The following is an 18,508-nucleotide window of genomic DNA, read 5'->3' as shown; positions in this document are numbered from 1 at the left end:
CTAAATCCTGATCTAAGCTTTTTTACCCTTTACCCATCTGCAGGGTCTTGGTGGCCATGGCCTTGGCCGAGTTCACTACCTCGATGTTGCTTTGGTAGGAGCGCGAGGCGCTGATCATGTTGGCCATCTCTTCCACTATGTTGACGTTGGGCCGAAAGATATAACCATCGGCATTGGCCATGGGATGGTTAGGGCTGTATTCCTGCACTAGGGGCGCCTGGCTTTCCACCACCCCGGCCATCTTCACCCCTACCGTGGGGTCTTCCGGATTGAACTGGTTCTCCAGGGTACGAAAAAACGGCTGCCGACTGCGGTAGGTCTGATCCATGCTGCTGCTCACCGCATCGGCATTGGCCATGTTGCTGGCCACCAGATTTAGGCGCTGGTTCTGCGCCGACATGCCGCTGGCCGCTACGTCGAATACCTTGAACATGGGATTGATCCTCCTACCTTAGTGGCCTATTGGCCCTTGAACGAGCGCAACAGGCCCTTGATCTTGCCGTTGACGAACTCCAGGCTGGCCTGATAGCGCAGGCTGTTGGAGGCGAACTCCACCTGTTCACGCTCGGTGTTGACCGTGTTGCCGTCCAGGGAGGGCTGCTCGGGGATGCGGTAGCCCACCTGATTGGTGGAAACCGTGCCCTGACTCAGGGGAATATGGCGCTGATGGGTGGTGGCCAGGCCCTGTTGCTGACCCGCCTCTTGGCTGAGTATTTGCTTGAAGTCGATATCCCGCGCCTTGTAGCCGGGGGTGTCGGCATTGGCCAGATTGGCCGCGAGCAATTCAGAGCGATAGTCACGCACCCGCAACGCCTGCTCGTGGATGCCCATAAAGTTGTCGATGTTCATGGCGGTTTACCGTCATCTGCTGTTGGTCTGCCAAGACTAAAGCAGGAGACGTGCCAAGTTTTTGGGACTCGGGACTGAAGGCTGATGGCTGGAAGCAACCCCGGATTCCGCTTCGCTTCATCCGGGCTACAAGGCTGCGGCAAACGGCAAGCTGTTGCCGCTTGGGGAAGAAAGGGTTCTGTGGATGGTTGAGGCTGTTTCTACTTCAGGCGATAGGCGATGCCGCCTTGGCCGGTGATCATCTCAAACCGGCCCTTGGGGTCGCTCAGGGATTCGGTGGAGCCGAGCAGCAGATAGCCCTTGGGCTTGAGGGATTGGGCCATGCGGGCGATGACATCGGCCTTGGTGGTGGCGGAGAAGTAGATGAGCACGTTGCGGCAGAAGATGACATCAAACCGGCCCAGACCGGCGAAGCTCTCCATCAGGTTCTGCTTACGGAAGCTGATCACCCGGCGCAGCTCGGGGTCCACCTCAAAGCAGTCACCACGGGGGATGAAATAACGCCTGCGCTGCTCCGGGGTGATGCCGCGCACCGTGGACAGGCCGCAGTAGAGGCCCTTGGCCGCCTCCGCCAGCACCTGTTCGGACAGATCGGTGGCGGTGATCTCCAGGTTGCGCCGGTAGCCTGGGTTTTTCTTGCGGAAGTCGCTGCCCACCATGCTCAGGGAATAGGGCTCCTGACCGGAGGAGCAGGCCGCCGACCAGACGCGGAAGGCACCAGGCTCGGTAGCCCGCTCCGGCAATATGGTCTGAGTGAGCAGGTTGAAGTGGGCCATGTCGCGAAACCAGAAGGTCTCGTTGGTGGTAATGGCATCCAGCACCGCCGTGCGCAGGCGCGGGTTGCGGCTGCCCTTGAGTTCCCGCAGCAGCTCGGCAAAGCTGTCCAGCCCCTGCTCGCGCAGTACCCGGCCCAGACGGCTGGAGACCAGGTACTCCTTGCCTTCGCCCAGGACGATACCGCTGGCCTTGAGGAAGAAATCGCACAGGTCCCGGTAATCCTGCGGCTGCAACCTGGGCTGCGCCGTGTAGCCATAACGCTCAGTCATCCAGCCCATGCTCTTGCTGATGGACCCTGAGGCGGTCACTCACCGCCTTAGCCAGGACGTTGGGCTCGTACTTGGGCAGGAACTGGTTGGCCCCCACCTTGCTGGTCATAGACTCATTGAATACGCCGCTGAGCGAGCTGTGCAGGATCACATAGAGGCTCTCCATGCCCGGCTCCTTGCGGATCGCCGAGGTGAGGGAGTAGCCGTCCATCGAGGGCATCTCGATGTCGGAGATGACCAGCGCCAGCCAGGGCAGCAGGTCGCGCCCCTCGCTGGCCCAGAGGCGCAGTTGATCCAGGGCCTCGCGGCCGTTGCGGCATTCGGTATAGGTCACGCCGAGCTGGTCCAGCACCGAGGTGACCTGATGCCGCGCCACCACCGAGTCGTCCACCACCAGGATGTGCTGCTTGGAGCTGTCCAGCCCCTCCAGCAGGGATTGGCTGTCGATCAGCTCGGAGGCACCGAGTACCTCGGACATGACCTTTTCCACGTCGATGATCTCCACCAGCTCCTTGTCCACCTGGGTCACGGCGGTCATGTAGCTGCTGGCGGCGGCACCCTTGGGCGGCGGCTTGATGTCCTCCCAGTTCATATTGATGATGCGGTCCACCGAGCCCACCATGAAGCCCTGAGTGTTGCAGTTGTATTCGGTGACGATGACGAAGCGGTTGTCGATATCGTCCAGGGGCACGCTGCCGATGGCCATGGACAGGTCCATCACGCTGATGGTCTTGCCGCGCATGTTGGCGATGCCGCGCACCACCGGGTTGGCCTTGGGTATCTTGGTCAGGGGCGGGCATTGGATCACCTCCTGCACCTTGAATACGTTGATGCCGAACAGCTGCTTGCCACTGAGGCGAAACAACAGCAACTCCAGGCGATTGGCACCTGCCAACTGGGTGCGCAGGTCAACACCATCAAGGATACTGGTCAAGGCTTGTGACTCCTCATCGTTATAGTGGGTGTTCCAGATCAATCTGCTTCAGATAACGCTCTGGCTTGGATAGCTTAGCGGCCGATTGGAAAGAAAATGGAGCCGCCTCAATCATACCCAATTGACGCGGCTTGTCACGCCATCGGCACATAAATTGCGAATCATTCGGCAGATGGACCAAAACCAACCAATGAGGTGTCAAACTTATGGCGAAAACATCCCCCCTTTTGCCGACCCTGCCCCTGCTGCTTGCCCTGCTGCCTGCTACGGCCGGCCTGGCTGCCGATCAGTCCCATGCAAGCATTTATCAGGCCGTGCACGGACACATCGAGCAGCGCCTGGATGAGATTGAGGCCAAACCGGAGATCCAGATCAACCCGCTGGATCGCCGCCTGAGCCTGGAGCAATGCGATCAACCCCTGCAGACCTTCGACCCGCCCAGCTTTCGCGCCCTCGGCCGTACCTCGGTGGGGGTAAGCTGCGAGGGCAGCAAGCCCTGGTCGCTGTACGTCAGCGCCCAGGTCAGCGTGGATCTGCCGGTGGTCGTGGCCGCCCGTCCGCTGGCCCGTAACAGCCTGGTGCAGGCCGCCGATCTGAAATTGAAACCGGTCAACAGCGACAAGCTCTACAACAATTATCTGACCCGCCCGGCCGACGCCCTGGGCAAACGCCTGCGGCGTAACATCAAGGCCGGCGATGTGCTCAACAATGGTATGCTTATCGTCCCCAAGGCCGTAAAATACGGCAGCCGGGTCACCCTGATCAGCCGCCTGGCGGGCCTGGAGGTGCGCATGAAGGGCAAGGCCATGGGTCAGGGCGGCATTGGCGAGCGGGTAGCGGTGAAAAATCTCAGCTCGGAACGCACCGTGGAGGGCATCATCCGCGCCTCTGGGGTGGTCGAGGTCCAATAACAAGCCATTGTTTAGAAAGCCTTTTATCCCTAAATCCGATGATCGGCCAGGTGGCTTGAAAAAAATGTTAAAGTTCCCGCCATATCGGCCGAAACAGTGATTGGGAAACCCCCATTTTCGCAGGCAGCATACGCAGGTAGCATTATGAAGATCCAAGGCTTACCGCCCTCTGTAGTGACGGGCACAACCAACGACAAACAGGCCGCCGAGGCCAAAAAGGATGCACCGGGTCAGACCGGCGGCACCTCTGCCGCGGCTGGTGACTCGGTAAAAATCAGCTCCGCTGGAGTGGATATGGCCAAGCTGGAAAACAGCGTCGCCCAGTCCGAAGGCATTGACCGCAGCAAGATCGAGGCCATCAGGGACGCCCTGCAGAAGGGTGACTACCCCTTTGATGCCGACAAGATCGCCGAAAAAATGCTGGGTATGGAAGGCCTGCTCAACAGCAAGTGATGCACGCCAGCACCAATGCCTTTGCCACACTGATCCAGGCCGAGATCCAAACGGCCGAGGACCTGCTGGGCTGTCTCCGACAGGAGCAGGAGGCATTGCGTCAATTCTCTGCCGAGGCCCTGGAACAGGCGGTGGCGCGCAAGGTGGAATTGCTGGAGCAGATGGCGCAACACGCCAATCGGCGCGCCGAATACCTGCACTCAGTCGGCTGTCCTGAGCAAGAAGTGGAACGCATCCATGCCTTTATCCAGCAACGGGCCGCCCCGGCCCTGCCCGCCTGGCGCAGGCTGGTGGACTTGGCCGGGGAACTGGATCGGCAGAACGAGATCAACGGCAGCATGATCCAACTCAGCCAGCAGCGCACGCAAATAGCCCTGGACCTGGCCACCCCACCGGAAGACAAGCCGCGCACTTATGGCAAAAAGGGCTACACCGAACACAACCCCGCCAGCTTCACCCGCGCCAAGGCCTGAGCCCATTCGCCGCCGTCCACTTCGATAAGTTAACCCCATTGATACTGGGCTTCTTTATGGTTTTCTTTCCTTACTTGAGATGTACCCATGGGCCAGACCTATCCTATAGTTGATACCGGTCAGAGTTCTTACTATGACGCCAGCAATGTCATTCAAGCACCCACGCCAGGTGCGGCCTTCTTTGGTCAGGACGCCCATTACCAGGGCCTGCAACCGGCCTATTGGGACAATGGTGATGGCACTGTCACCGATCTGAATACCGGGCTTACCTGGCAGCAGATACCCCTCAGTCAAATAACCTACACTGAGGCCAAAAATGGGGCGCAAGGCCTGTCATTGGCCGGTTACTCGGACTGGCGTTTACCCAGCATCAAAGAACTCTATTCCCTGATGGATTTCAGTGGATTCACCGGCACCTCCCTTGCCGACTCTTCACCCTACCTGGATACCGACTACTTTACCTTCGAGTACGGGGATGTGATCGGCAACAGGTTCATCGATGCCCAATACTGGTCGTCCACCGAATACCTATCCACCACCATCTTGGATGCAGCCACCACCTTTGGCGTCAATTTCGCTGACGGTCGCATCAAGGGTTACCCCAATGGCAGCGATGGCGGCCTGGCCATGGAGCGCTATGTTCGCTATGTCCGGGGCAACACTGACTATGCCGAGAATGCCTTGATTGACAACAAGGATGGCACCATCTCTGACCAAGCGACTGGGCTCATGTGGCTGCAGGCAGACAGTGGCCAGGCCATGACCTGGCAAGAGGCCCTGGCCTGGGCCGAGGGTCTTGAATACGGCGGCCATGACGACTGGCGCTTACCCAATGCCAAGGAGTTGCAGAGCCTGGTTGATTACAACAGGGCACCGGATGTCACCGGCACGGCTGCCATTGACCCCCTGTTCACCAGCAGCACGATCAGCAACGAAGGCGGCGCATTGGATTACCCCTTTTACTGGACAGGAACGACCCATGTAGAAAACGGGGCCGGGGATCATGCGGTTTATCTCTCCTTTGGCCGGGCATTGGGCTGGATGAACATCCCGAGTACAACGGGCTATGAGCTGATGGACGTGCACGGTGCAGGGGCGCAGCGCAGTGACCCCAAAACCGGTAATGCAGCGGATTACCCCTACGGTTTCGGACCACAGGGGGATGTCATTCGAATCGAAAACCATGTGCGCCCGGTACGGGACATATCCCGTGACAACGAGCGCCTGGGTACATCTGCAAACGACAAGTGGATCAATACCACGGCAGATGAGGTTTTCAGGGGAGACGAGGGCATTGACAGCCTGCAGTCCGCCCTTGCCTTCGACCTGTATGAACTGAACAGGGCACAGGGTAGTTTGAGTATCACCGGGCCTCAGGGCAACGACAGCCTGTCCGGGGTAGAACGGCTCTATTTTGCCGATCAAAACCGTGCTTTCGACTTGGCGGCCAACGAGAACGCCGGCATGGCCCTGGAGTTCATCAACGTTTTGGCCCCCAGCACCATCACCGATACCGCCACCCGTGGGCTCATTCTCGGCTTCTTCGATCAGGGCCACAGTCTCAGCAGCCTGTTCCAGGAGGCGATCAATAGCGGCCTGGTAACCAGCCTGGCCGGTGCTGCAAGCAACGAGGCCATAGCAAAAATGGCCTACCTGAACCTCATCGGTAACCCGGCCGATCAGGCCACCACCGACCTGCTGGTGGGCTACATGAACGGCACAACGGCCAATTACAGTCAGGCCGATTTTCTAGCCACAGTAGCAGGATTGGGGATCCACCAGCCCGATGTCGCCATTCTGCTCTCAGGGATACAGCTAACGGGGATGGAATACATCTGAACCCTTCGTGGCTTTTAAATTTCATACCACTTCAGATGGCCAAAGTTCAGCGTGAATAGCCAGGCTGTTTCACGACCAAGGCTCCTTGATATCCGCCAGGCTATAAAGCTCGGCTTCTTCCTCCATGCCGCGCATGGCCTGGCTGAGTGACAGCGTTGAAAAATCGCCCTCAGGCCAGTCGGTCTGAGTCAGTGCTGCCGATGGGGTAAACCGGCTCGCGAGATAATCAACGAAGTCAAAGACTTCTACCTGCTTTTCTGCGGGCAGACCCTGAAGTTTTTCGACGAGAACCGCGATATTCATGAATTGACCTCCGAATTACGGTGTCACCTTACCAATTACACTGTGCATTGATATAGGCGCTGTAACGGCGATGCGTTTCCCCGACTGCCCGAGATAAACCGATTTCGTCTGAAGCAACCAGAATCAGGTGGACGTGGTTGGGCGTCAGACACTAAGACCATACCGCCACCCCATTCTCCTGACAGGACACCGATAGCCAATCCTTGTTAAGGGCGTAGTCACCCTCTTCAAGGAACACTGGCTGACGACTGTTGCCACGCTGAGTTACGTGGTGGGGAACGCCTGGAACAATGATTCTGGAAAGTCATGCGATGGCTTGATGTTAGCGTAAGACAATTAGTGTAAATGGTAAGGTGTCACCGTAATTCCCGTAATTCCCAAATGCCCTTTTTCGGGTTATCGGTTATTCTTCACGCCAGTACCCCGCCTTTGCCAACTCAGCGCCTTTGCTGGCGCAATGGACAAGAACCCTATGCCCTCTGATAGCCCCCTGATCCTGGTGGATGGCTCCTCCTACCTGTTTCGCGCCTACCACGCCCTGCCGCCGCTGACCAACAGCCAGGGCGAGCCCACTGGTGCCATCGTTGGCGTGGCCAACATGCTGCGCAAGTTGCTGCAGGAGTACCGTCCCAGCCGCATGGCGGTGGTGTTCGATGCCCCAGGACCGACCTTTCGCGATACGCTCTACGACCAGTACAAGGCGCACCGGCCGCCGACGCCGGAGGAGCTTAGGGTACAGATAAGGCCCCTGCATCAACTGGTGCAGGCCATGGGGCTGCCGTTGCTGCTGATTGAAGGGGTGGAGGCGGACGATGTCATCGGCACCCTGGCGCTGCAAGCCGAGGGGCCGGTGCTGATCTCCACCGGCGACAAGGACATGGCCCAGCTGGTGAGCGAGCGGGTGACCCTGATCGACACCATGAATGACCGCCTGCTGGATCCCGCTGGCGTGATGGCCAAGTTCGGCGTGCGGCCGGAGCAGATCATCGATTTTCTCGCCCTCACCGGCGACAGCAGCGACAACATCCCCGGCGTACCCAAGTGCGGTCCCAAGACCGCCGCCAAGTGGCTGGAGCAGTATCAGACCCTGGACAACCTCATGAATCATGCCGATGAGATCAAGGGCAAGATCGGCGAAAGCCTGCGCGCCTCGCTGGGGTTTCTGCCCCTGTCGCGCCAGCTTACCTGCATCAAGCTGGACGTGGAATTGCCCCTGGGGCCTGCCGAACTAGTGGTGCAGCCGCCGGATCGGGCCCTGTTGCGCCAACACTATGAGCGCATGGAGGCACGTCAGCTGCTGGCCTGGCTGGAGCGGGAGGAAGGCGGCGGGGTCCAGGCCCCATCGGCAACTGCGGCACCCATCGAGTGTCAATACCAGATCATTCTCGATCAGGCCAAGCTCGATACCTGGATCGAGCGCCTGCGCCAGGCCGAGCTGTTTGCCCTGGACACAGAGACCACCAGTCTCAACCCCATGCAGGCCGAACTGGTGGGCCTGAGCTTCGCCATCCACCCCGGCGAGGCGGCCTATGTGCCCCTGGCCCATACCGCCCCGGGCAGCCCGCAGCAGCTGGATCGCGCCGCCGTGCTGGACCAGCTCAAGCCCCTGCTGCAAGACCCGGCCCGGCCCAAGGTGATGCAGAACCTCAAGTACGACATGAGCGTGCTGGCCAATTATCGGATCCAGCTGGAGGGCGTGGCGCATGACTCCATGCTGCAATCCTATGTGCTGGATGCCGCCAACCGCCACGACATGGACAGCCTGGCGCAGCGTTATCTGGGGCTGAAAACGATCACATTCGAGGACATCGCCGGCAAGGGCAGCAAGCAGCTGGGCTTCGACCAGATCCCCCTGGAACAGGCCGGACCCTACGCCGCCGAGGATGCCGACATCTGCCTGCGCCTGCATCAGATGCTCTGGCCCCGATTGCAGGCCGAGCCTGGCCTGCAACGGCTTTATCAAGATCTGGAAATACCCTTGGCGGCGGTACTCTCACGCATCGAGCGCAGCGGCGTGCGCATCGATGCCGCCATGCTGCGCCAGCAGAGCGGTGAGCTGGCCGGTCAGCTGGCCGAGCTGGAACGGCAGGCCTATCAGGTGGCCGGACGCCCCTTCAACCTGGGCTCGCCCAAGCAGATCGGCGAGATCTTCTTCGACCAGCTGGGCCTGCCGGTCAAGGCCAAGACCCCCAAGGGCGCGCCCTCTACCGCCGAATCCGTGCTGGAGGAGTTGGCAGACGAAGGCCACGAACTGCCCCGCCTGATCTTACGCCACCGGGCCTTGAGCAAGCTCAAATCCACCTACACCGACAAGCTGCCGCAGATGATCGACCCGCACACCGGCCGGGTACACACCTCCTACCACCAGGCGGTGGCCGCCACCGGGCGGCTCAGCTCATCCGACCCCAACCTGCAGAACATCCCCATCCGCAGCGAGGCGGGCCGGCGCATCCGCCAGGCCTTCATCCCCGAGCCGGGCTTTGTCATGCTGGCGGCGGACTACTCGCAAATCGAGCTACGCATCATGGCCCATCTGTCTGCTGATGACAGCCTGCTGACCGCCTTCGCCCAGGGTGCCGATGTGCATCGCGCCACCGCCGCCGAGGTCTTCGCCGATGGCGATTTGAGTGCCGTTACCCCGGAGCAGCGGCGTAACGCCAAGGCGATCAACTTCGGTCTGATCTACGGCATGTCCGCCTTCGGCTTGGCCAGGCAGCTGGGCATAGAGCGGTCTGCGGCGCAGGACTATGTCGATCTCTATTTCCAGCGCTACCCCGGCGTCAAGGCCTTCATGGACCGCACCCGTGATCAGGCCCACCGGCAGGGCTATGTCGAGACCCTGTTCGGCCGCCGCCTCTATCTGCCAGAGATCAACGCCCGCAACGGCAACCGCCGCGCCGCTGCCGAGCGCACCGCCATCAACGCCCCCATGCAGGGCAGCGCGGCGGACATCATCAAACGCGCCATGCTGGCGGTGGATGCCTGGATTCAGAGCGAGCAACCACCGCTGCGGCTGCTGATGCAGGTCCACGACGAGCTGGTGTTCGAGGTACGCGAGGACTATCTCGACCCGGCCAGCCAGAAGGTCCGTCAGCTCATGCAGGGTGCCGCTGAGCTGTCCGTGCCCCTGCTGGTGGATATAGGCAGGGGTGCCAACTGGGATGAGGCCCATTGAGTACCGGCAGACGCGGGCACGGCACGGTCCATGCCGTGCAAACAATCGGGATCAGGGGCGGGGAATGCCCGACCACAGCTCGTCCAGATCGGGGAATTTCCATGCGGACGGGTCTTCCCGGCTGACAATGCTGTCGTCGCAGCCGGAGGCGGACAGGTCCACCACCTTGGGGGCGATGCGGGCGCGGGTCTTGGTGGAGTAGAACACCTTGACCTGGGGCTTGAGCAGGGACTGCTTGGACTGCTCCAGCACCACACCCAGCTTGCCCGAGGCCAGCTTGACCAGTGAGCCGGTGGGATAGATGCCCAGGCTTTTGACGAAGGCCTGGAAGATGCGCTGATCGAAATGGCCATCGGCCCATTCGGCCATCTTGCGGATTGACTCCGCCGGGTCCCAGCCGGCCTTGTAGGGGCGGTTGGAGGTGATCGCGTCATACACATCACAGACCGCGCCCATCTTGGCGAACAGGCTGATCTGCTCGTCCTTGAGCCCCTTGGGGTAGCCTGAGCCATTAGTCTTTTCATGGTGGTGCAGGCAGACATCCAGTACCACCGGATCCACAGGCTCAGCGGCCTGCAGCAGCATCTTGTGGCCCTCGGCGGGGTGACTCTTGATGATGGCAAACTCGGCATCGGTCAGTTTGCCCGGCTTGTTCAGCACCTCCATCGGCATCAGCGCCTTGCCCAGGTCGTGCATCAGCCCGGCCATGCCGGCCTGACGCGTCTGCTCCGGGTCCAGGTCCAGCTGACGGGCCAGGGCCATCATCAGGGCGCAGACCGCCACCGAGTGCATGTAGGTGTAGTCATCGGCGGTCTTCAGCCGCGCCAGGCTGAGCAGGGCGGCGGCGTTGCGCGTGACCGAGGCGGAGATCTCCTCCACCAGGCTGCGCGCCGTGTTGGTGTCCACCGCCTTGCCCATGCGTGCCTCGGCGAACATGGAGGTGACCGCCTCCTTGGAGCGGGCGCAGATCTTGGCGGCCTGCTTTAGCTCCTCGCTGACCGAGACCTTCTCCAGGGTGCGGCCGCTCTGCGCCGCCTCATTCAGGGCCCGATCCACCTCCGCCTCACTCTCGGCCTGACCCATCTCGACGGTCCCCTCGGGCAGGTCCAGGCCCTTGTCGGTGTCGATCCACAGCTCCTTGATGCTGCTGGCGCGGATACTCTTGAGATCCGCCGGGTTTTTCAGCAGAAAACGGGTGCGCCAGAAGGGGTGTTCCATCCAGGAGCCGCAGAACTCCTTGATGAACATGCCCATCACCAGCTGTTCGACCTTGATCTTTTTCAACATGGACATGGCCCCCGGTGCTGGACAAAAGGCCTAAATAGGCTAAAAAGCGGTTGTTTTGTAGTGAGACGCATGAGCTGAAATTCCATAACAGCATCCCTTTGCGGTGGGGACGGGATCGGGTGATTGATTTCGGGGTTGCGCAAGGCTGGGCATGATACCTAGGAGCCGAGCTAGAGGCCATGACAAAAAGCCACCTGATTACCCACCAACCTCAGTCTATCGGAGAGACTGGCCCTTACCTGCACCTGACAGCACATAGGGCGGCCCGTGGCCGCCGCGCCCTCGCAAGGTGCAGCCCCATTGCAAGCGGCTTAGCGGCGGGCGCGGCCCGCCCTATGCCTCGCGGCAAGCCAAGGATTTATTGCACCGGGGTGACCCGCAGCACCTCATCGATGGAGGTCTGCCCGGCCAGCACCTTGCGCACGCCACTGATACGCAGGGACTCCATGCCCTGCCTGAGGCCCTGGCGGGCGATCTCCTCGCTGCCGCAGTCGGCATGGATCAGGCCCTTGACGGCGCTGGACAGGCGCAGCATTTCATAGATGCCGATGCGCCCCTGATAGCCGGATTCGCGGCACTTGAGACAGCCCACCGGCTCGAATACCTGCTTGGGGGCCTGGCTCTTCCAGGGCTGGGTGAGGTCCTGCCAGTGGCCGGCATCCACCGCCACCGGGGTCTTGCAATGGGGGCAGAGGGTGCGCAGCAGGCGCTGGGCCACCACGCCGATGAGGGTGGCGTTGATCAGATAGGGCGGTACGCCTATGTCCATCAATCGGGTGATGGCCGAGGCGGCGTCGTTGGTGTGCAGGGTGGAGAGTACCAGATGGCCGGTGAGCGCGGCCTGGATGGCCATCTCGGCGGTCTCCAGGTCACGGATCTCGCCCACCATGATGATGTCCGGATCCTGGCGCATCAGGGTGCGCACGCCACTGGCGAAGTCCAGGCCGATGGCATGGTTCACCTGCATCTGATTGAAGCTGGGCTCGACCATCTCGATGGGGTCTTCGATGGTACATAGATTTACCTCGGGTCGGGCCAGGCTCTTAAGCGTCGAATACAGAGTGGTGGTCTTGCCTGAGCCGGTGGGGCCGGTGACCAGCACTATGCCGTGGCTGTGGCGGGTCATTTCCTGCCACAGGCGGCTGTCGCCCTGGCTGAAGCCCAGTTGCTCGGGGCTGCGCACCAGCACCTGGGGGTCGAAGATACGCATTACCAGCTTTTCGCCAAAGGCGGTGGGCATGGTGGACAGGCGCAGCTCCACCTCCTGACCGGCCGGGGTGCGGGTCTTCACCCGGCCGTCCTGGGGGCGGCGCTTTTCGACTATGTCCATGCGCCCCAGGCTTTTGATGCGGCTGGTGATGGCCGCCATGATCGCCGCCGGTACCTGATACACGCTGTGCAACATGCCGTCGATACGGAAGCGGATATTGGCCACCTCGCGCCGTGGCTCCAGGTGGATGTCGCTGGCGCGTTGCTCGAAGGCGTATTGAAACAGCCAATCGACGATATTGACGATGTGGCGGTCGTTGGCATCCAGCTTGCCCGCCTTGCCCAGATCCACCAGGGCCTCGACATTGGTCACCCCGGCCAGCTGGCGCCAGTCCTCGTTCAGCCCGGCCTTGCGGATGCTGTTGCTCAGGCCGAACAGCTCCTCCTGAAAGCGCATCACCTCCAGCGGGTTGGCGATAACGCGGGCGATCTCGCGCCGCAGCACCTGGCTCAGTTCCTGCTCCCAGGCCCGCTCAAAGGGCTCGGCGGTGGCGAAGGTGACCTTGTTGGGCCTGACCGCCACCGGCAGTATGCGATAGCGGGCGGCATAGGCCGGCGCGATGATGCGGGTGACCGAATCCACGTCCATCTTCAGCGGATCGATATGAAAGAAGGGCAGCTGCAGGCGTTGCGCCAGCCAGCGGGTGAGGCGGTCCAGGGTCAGGGGTTCGGCCGGGTCGCTGGCGTTGAACAGGTCACGTTCGGACAGCCAGACCAGGGGATGGGTCTCGGCGCGGGGGGCATGGGTGCCGCGAAACAGCCGCCGCAATTCATCCGCCTGCTCGGTCAGGATCAGGCCATCGGCCACCAGATCCGGCAGCAGGTCCTCCAGGGTCAAGCGCCGATCGATACCGTCATAGGCTCTCATGGGTTAAGCGCAGGACGCAGAGGGCGCAAAGAAGCGCAGAGTACGCCGAGATAACTCAAAATTCTCTGCGGTCTTTGCGCTTCTTTGCGCCCTCTGCGTCCCGCTTGACATCAGGCCTGGATTTCCACCAGCACCTCGTTGGGGTTGACCGCGTCGCCCTTTTGCACGAATACGCCGGTGACCGTGCCGCTGATGGGGGCCTGGATCTCGGTCTCCATCTTCATCGCCTCGGTGATCAGCACCGCCTGGCCGGCGCTGACCACGTCGCCTTCCTTGACCAGCACATCGACGATGTTACCAGGCATGGAGGTGGTCACGTCGCCCTCCTTGCTCGGCTTGGGCCGCTTGCCGGAGATGGCCTGGGCCACCGCGCCCTTGGCGCCGCCCTCCAGCACCAATTCATCCAGGGTCTCCACCACCACCTCTTCGGGTACGCCGTCGATGGCCAGGTAGAAGTGACGCTCGGACTCCTCCTTGTGACCCGCGCCGGTGACCTTGATGTGGTAGGTCTCGCCGTGCAGGGCGACATTGAATTCGGTAGGGGCGACGCGGCCATCCTCGCTCTTGATCGGCTCCAGCGGCTCCGGGGTCAGGCTGCCGGCCTCGCGTTCTTCCAGGTACTTGCGCCCCACCTCGGGGAACATGGCAAAGGTGAGCACGTCCTCTTCGGATTTGGCCAGCAGGCCGATGGCCTCGCGCAGCTTGTCCATCTCCGGCGGCAGCAAATCGGCCGGGCGGCATTCGATCAGATCCTCGCCCGCCACCGCCTCCTGCTGCAGGGTGGGGTTGACTGCGGCCGGGGCCTTGCCATAGCCACCCTGCAGATAGCGCTTCACCTCGTTGGTGATGGTCTGGTAACGCCTGTCGGTGAGCACGTTGAGCACCGCCTGGGTGCCGACGATCTGCGAGGTGGGGGTAACCAGGGGTGGATAACCCAGATCCTTGCGCACCGCCGGGATCTCCATCAGCACGTCGTTCATGCGGTCCAGGGCATTCTGTTCCTTGAGCTGATTGGCCAGGTTGGAGATCATGCCGCCGGGTACCTGATTGACCTGTACCCGGGTATCCACGCCGGTATATTCGCTCTCGTACTGGTGGTATTTCTTGCGCACCTCGTAGAAATAGAAGCCGATTTCCTGCAACAGCTCCAGGTCCAGGCCGGTGTCGTGCTCGGTGCCGCGCAGGGCCGCCACCATGCTTTCGGTGGGTGGGTGAGAGGTGCCCCCGCCCAGGGATGAAATGGCGGTATTGATGTTCTCGCAGCCATTCTCTATGGCCTTGAGCATGCACATCTCCGACAACCCGGCGGTGGAGTGGGAGTGCAGGTGCAGCGGCAGGCCGACGGAATCCTTCAGCGCCTTGACCAGCTCGGCGGTGGTGTAGGGGGTGAGCAGGCCGGCCATGTCCTTGATCGCCAGGGAGTCACAGCCCATGGCCTCCAGCTCCTTGGCCAGGGTCACATAGCCCTTGGTGTCGTGCACCGGGCTGACCGTGTAGCAGAGGGTGCCCTGGGCGTGCTTGCCGACCTTCTTGGTCTCTTCGATGGAGACCTTGAGGTTGCGCACGTCGTTGATGGCGTCGAAGATGCGGAATACGTCCATGCCGTTGTCGGCGCTCTTGCGCACGAAGTGGCGAACCACGTCATCGGAATAGTGCCGGTAGCCGAGCAGGTTCTGGCCGCGCAGCAGCATCTGCAGGCGGGTGTTGGGCAGCGCCTCGCGCAGCTTGCGCAGCCGCTCCCAGGGGTCTTCCTTGAGGAAGCGCACGCAGGCGTCGAAGGTGGCACCGCCCCAGCATTCCAGGGACCAGTAGCCGACCTGATCCAGCTTGGGGCAGATCGGCAACATGTCCTCCAGGCGCATGCGGGTGGCCAGCAGGGACTGGTGGGCGTCGCGGAGGACTACGTCTGTGACTTGGACCTTTGGCATATCTTTAACCTCGTGTTACAGCCCTGCGTGGGCGGCAATGGCGGCGGCGATGACCGCGGCGATTTCTTCTTTACGGCGCTTGCAGGAGTATTCGATCAACTCCGGGTGGGCCTCGACGAAGCCGGTATTGAACTGGGCGGCGCGGAACTCGCGGTTGGCCAGTATGGCCAGGTAGTAGGGGATGGTGGTCTTGATACCGAACACCCCCATGTCCTGCAGGGCGCGCTCCCCGCGGGAGACCACGTCCTCCCAGCTCAGCGCCCAGACGATCAGCTTGGCCAGCATGGAGTCGTAATGGGGCGGGATGGTGTAGCCGGTATAGATGGCGGCATCGGTACGCACCCCCGGCCCGCCGGGGGCGTAGTAACGGGAGATGCGGCCGAAGCTGGGCAGGAAATTATTCTTCGGGTCTTCGGCGTTGATGCGGAACTGCATGGCGAAGCCGCGCCGCTGCACCTCATGCTGCTTGAAGCGCAGCTGCAGGCCGGCGGCGATGCGGATCTGTTCCTCGACGATGTCGATGCCGGTGATCTGCTCGGTGATGGTATGTTCCACCTGCACCCGCGTGTTCATCTCCATGAAATAGAAGCGGTTATCGTCGTCCAGCAGAAATTCTACGGTACCGGCGTTGGTGTAGCCCACCGCCTTGGCCGCCATCACCGCCAGACCGCCGATATATTGGCGCTGGGCCTCGTCCAGCTGGGGCGAGGGAGCGATCTCGATCAGCTTCTGGTTGCGCCGTTGGATGGAGCAGTCGCGCTCGAACAGGTGGATGGCGTTACCGTGGCTGTCGGCCAGTACCTGCACCTCGATGTGGCGCGGATCGACCACGCACTTCTCCATGAACACATCGGCCCGGCCAAAGGCCTTGGTGGCCTCGGAGATCACCCGCTGGTAGTTGTTGCGCAGCTCCTCGGGGCTGTCGCAGCGGCGAATGCCGCGCCCGCCGCCGCCCGAGGTGGCCTTGAGCATGATCGGGTAGCCCAGCTTGTTGGCCATGGCCAGGGCCTGATCCAGGTCGTAGAGGTTGCCCTCGGAGCCCGGCGTCACCGGCAGCCCGGCGGCGACCATGGCCTGACGCGCCTCGGTCTTGTCACCCATGCGGCGAATGACCTCGGCGCTGGGGCCGATGAAGACGATGCCACGCCGTTCACAGGCCTCGGCCAGCTCCGGGTTCTCGGACAGGAAGCCGTAGCCGGGATGCACCGCATCACAGCCGGTGGACGCGGCCAGGTTGGCGATGCGGTGTACATTGAGGTAACCGGCCAGGGGATCGGCCCCCAGGCTGTAGGCCTCATCGGCCTTCTTGACGTGCAGCGAGTAGCGGTCGGCATCGGAATAGATGGCTACGGAACGTATGCCCATCTCCGCGCAGGCGCGGATGATACGGACCGCGATCTCACCTCGGTTGGCGATCAATAGTTTACGAAACATGGCGACTCCAGGCTTTGGCCAGCGTCAGATTACCGAACAATTACCTTCACCGCTAGCGGCGATGACGCGCCGCTACCCTCAGGCGCAGGGCGTTGAGCTTGATGAAGCCCTCGGCGTCCTTCTGATTGTAGGCCCCGGCATCGTCCTCGAAGGTGGCGATGGACTCATCGAACAGGCTGTTGCTGGCGGATTTGCGCCCGGCAATGATGACATTGCCCTTGTACAGCTTGACCCGCACCACGCCATTGACCACCTGCTGGGTCTGATCGATCAACGCCTGCAGGGCCTCCCGTTCCGGTGCAAACCAATAGCCGTTATAGACCATCTTAGCGTAGCGCGGCATCAGTTCGTCCTTCAGATGGCCCGCCTCGCGGTCCAGGGTGAGCGACTCCATGGCGCGGTGGGCCTTGAGCATCACCGTGCCTGCCGGGGTCTCGTAGGCGCCACGGGACTTCATGCCGACGTAGCGGTTCTCGACGATATCATCCCGACCGATGCCGTTGGCCCCGGCCACCTGGTTCAGGTGCTCCATCACCCTAGCCGGGGTCATGGGCTGGCCGTCGATGGCGACGATATCGCCCTTTTCGTAGGTCAGCTCCACATAGGTGGGCCGGTCCGGTGCCGCCTCGGGCGCGACGCTCCAGCGCCACATATCCTCCTCCGGCTCGCTCCAGGGATCTTCGAGAATACCGCCTTCGTAGGAGATATGCAGCAGATTGGCATCCATGGAATAGGGCGATTTTTTGCCCTGTTTAGCAAAATCCACCGCAATGCCGTGTTCTTCGGCGTACTGCATCAACCGCTCGCGGGAGAGCAGGTCCCACTCGCGCCAGGGGGCGATCACCCGGATATCCGGCTTGAGGGCATAGGCCGCCAGCTCGAAGCGCACCTGATCGTTGCCCTTGCCGGTGGCACCGTGGGCGATGGCATCGGCACCGGTCTGGTTGACGATCTCGATCAGGCGCTTGGCGATCAGCGGCCGGGCGATGGAGGTGCCAAGCAGGTACTCGCCCTCATAGACGGCGTTGGCGCGGAACATGGGGAAGACGAAGTCGCGGGCGAACTCCTCGCGCAGGTCGTCGATGTAGATCTCCTGGATCCCGGCCGCCTGGGCCTTGGCCCGGGCCGGTTCGACCTCCTCCCCCTGACCGATGTCGGCGGTGAAGGTAACGACCTCGCAACCGTAGGTATCCTGTAGCCATTTAAGGATAATGGATGTATCCAGACCGCCGGAATAGGCGAGCACCACCTTGTTTACCTGGGACATGCAAAGCTCCACTGAAAGACGTAAGAAAACTGCAAAGGGCCGGTCATTGTACCTGAGGCGGCACTCCACCAAAAAACTTTTGTGCTTTGCAGCACGAGTGGCCTGTCCCGAGTCCCGAATCATTTAACCTAAGGATCATGGAGCGGACAGCGCCACCCCGGAACATGAAACATCTCTTGGCGGCTCCGGGACTCGGGACTCGGGACTCGCGAGTTGCCACGGATGTTTCACAGTAAGGATCATGGGCGACGACTTTCATTTTCCGGTGCTGGCCGTCTCGCCCCATGATCCTTGGGTTAACCTATATTCCTCAGTTAAGCCACAGAGACACAGACGACTCCAGGGCCACCGATGATCCAGTCATCAGTTTGGCATGACCTACCTCCCTGTAGGCCCGACGGAGGAGGTAGGGCGAAGCCTGGAGCCAGAGCCGACGACTCCAGGGACGGAGGAGGTAGAGCGAAGCCTGGAG

At 61.6% G+C, this 18,508-nt stretch carries 16 protein-coding genes; 5 read left to right on the top strand and 11 right to left on the bottom strand.

What is annotated here, in order from left to right; translation table 11 throughout:
* Positions 1-22 precede the first annotated feature (22 nt).
* The 4 genes from flgC to D5125_08485 form a co-directional block, all read right to left on the bottom strand.
* On the bottom strand, positions 23-433 hold the full coding sequence (flgC, locus tag D5125_08500) for a flagellar basal body rod protein FlgC (GenBank protein ID QFY89521.1): 411 nt from the start codon (positions 431-433) through the stop codon (positions 23-25).
* 26 nt (positions 434-459) lie between these two features.
* Entirely contained in the window at positions 460-849 is a 390-nt protein-coding gene (gene flgB, locus D5125_08495; GenBank protein QFY89520.1) for a flagellar basal body rod protein FlgB, read from the bottom strand.
* Positions 850-1,049: 200 nt separating this feature from the next.
* Positions 1,050-1,895: a chemotaxis protein gene (locus tag D5125_08490; protein ID QFY89519.2), complete on the bottom strand. Its 846-nt coding sequence runs from the start codon at positions 1,893-1,895 to the stop codon at positions 1,050-1,052.
* The gene (locus D5125_08485) at positions 1,888-2,829 is read right to left on the bottom strand and encodes a chemotaxis protein CheV (GenBank protein ID QFY89518.1); all 942 of its coding nucleotides are present in this window, start codon (positions 2,827-2,829) and stop codon (positions 1,888-1,890) included. Before D5125_08485 ends, D5125_08490 begins: the two co-directional genes overlap by 8 nt.
* 206 nt (positions 2,830-3,035) lie before the next feature.
* Here D5125_08485 and flgA point away from each other — a divergent pair, with 206 nt between their 5' ends.
* The 4 genes from flgA to D5125_08465 all read left to right on the top strand — a co-directional run bounded on the left by flgA (position 3,036) and on the right by D5125_08465 (position 6,505).
* Positions 3,036-3,740, top strand: a complete 705-nt coding sequence (gene flgA / locus D5125_08480) for a flagellar basal body P-ring formation protein FlgA (protein QFY89517.1) — start codon at positions 3,036-3,038, stop codon at positions 3,738-3,740.
* 144 nt (positions 3,741-3,884) lie between these two features.
* Positions 3,885-4,193 carry a flagellar biosynthesis anti-sigma factor FlgM gene (flgM, locus tag D5125_08475; GenBank protein QFY89516.1) on the top strand — a complete coding sequence of 103 codons (309 nt, stop codon included), beginning with the start codon at positions 3,885-3,887 and terminating at the stop codon, positions 4,191-4,193.
* Entirely contained in the window at positions 4,193-4,666 is a 474-nt protein-coding gene (locus tag D5125_08470) for a flagellar protein FlgN (GenBank protein QFY89515.1), read from the top strand. Before flgM ends, D5125_08470 begins: the two co-directional genes overlap by 1 nt.
* Positions 4,667-4,753: 87 nt before the next feature.
* Positions 4,754-6,505, top strand: coding sequence for a DUF1566 domain-containing protein (locus D5125_08465; GenBank protein QFY89514.1), 1,752 nt, complete (start codon positions 4,754-4,756; stop codon positions 6,503-6,505).
* 69 nt (positions 6,506-6,574) lie between these two features.
* On the opposite strand, the gene D5125_08460 is transcribed toward D5125_08465, so the two are convergent.
* Positions 6,575-6,808 carry a DUF2281 domain-containing protein gene (locus D5125_08460; GenBank protein QFY89513.1) on the bottom strand — a complete coding sequence of 78 codons (234 nt, stop codon included), beginning with the start codon at positions 6,806-6,808 and terminating at the stop codon, positions 6,575-6,577.
* Positions 6,809-6,836: 28 nt separating this feature from the next.
* Positions 6,837-6,956 (bottom strand): hypothetical protein, encoded by a 120-nt coding sequence (locus tag D5125_08455; GenBank protein ID QFY91102.1) that lies wholly within the window; start codon positions 6,954-6,956, stop codon positions 6,837-6,839.
* A gap of 324 nt (positions 6,957-7,280) precedes the next feature.
* On the opposite strand from D5125_08455, the gene polA reads away from it, so the two are divergent.
* Complete coding sequence (gene polA / locus D5125_08450; protein ID QFY89512.1) at positions 7,281-9,983, top strand: DNA polymerase I; 2,703 nt, start codon at positions 7,281-7,283, stop codon at positions 9,981-9,983.
* A 51-nt stretch (positions 9,984-10,034) separates the two neighbouring features.
* Here polA and D5125_08445 read toward each other — a convergent pair whose 3' ends face one another.
* The 5 genes from D5125_08445 to D5125_08425 all read right to left on the bottom strand — a co-directional run bounded on the left by D5125_08445 (position 10,035) and on the right by D5125_08425 (position 18,036).
* Positions 10,035-11,270 carry an HD-GYP domain-containing protein gene (locus D5125_08445; GenBank protein ID QFY91101.1) on the bottom strand — a complete coding sequence of 412 codons (1,236 nt, stop codon included), beginning with the start codon at positions 11,268-11,270 and terminating at the stop codon, positions 10,035-10,037.
* Positions 11,271-11,628: 358 nt separating this feature from the next.
* The gene (locus D5125_08440; protein ID QFY89511.1) at positions 11,629-13,407 is read right to left on the bottom strand and encodes a type II/IV secretion system protein; all 1,779 of its coding nucleotides are present in this window, start codon (positions 13,405-13,407) and stop codon (positions 11,629-11,631) included.
* Between the two features lie 110 nt (positions 13,408-13,517).
* On the bottom strand, positions 13,518-15,335 hold the full coding sequence (oadA, locus tag D5125_08435) for a sodium-extruding oxaloacetate decarboxylase subunit alpha (protein ID QFY89510.1): 1,818 nt from the start codon (positions 15,333-15,335) through the stop codon (positions 13,518-13,520).
* 15 nt (positions 15,336-15,350) lie between these two features.
* Positions 15,351-16,769, bottom strand: a complete 1,419-nt coding sequence (locus tag D5125_08430; GenBank protein QFY89509.1) for an acetyl-CoA carboxylase biotin carboxylase subunit — start codon at positions 16,767-16,769, stop codon at positions 15,351-15,353.
* A gap of 52 nt (positions 16,770-16,821) precedes the next feature.
* Positions 16,822-18,036: an argininosuccinate synthase gene (locus D5125_08425; protein ID QFY89508.2), complete on the bottom strand. Its 1,215-nt coding sequence runs from the start codon at positions 18,034-18,036 to the stop codon at positions 16,822-16,824.
* Positions 18,037-18,508 lie beyond the last annotated feature (472 nt).

It is taken from the genome of gamma proteobacterium SS-5, assembly GCA_009497875.2.
Taxonomy (GTDB): Bacteria; Pseudomonadota; Gammaproteobacteria; order Chromatiales; family Chromatiaceae; genus Magnetovirga; species Magnetovirga frankeli.
Note: the sequence above shows the minus strand (reverse complement) of the source record. Positions and strands in the feature narration are given on the sequence as shown.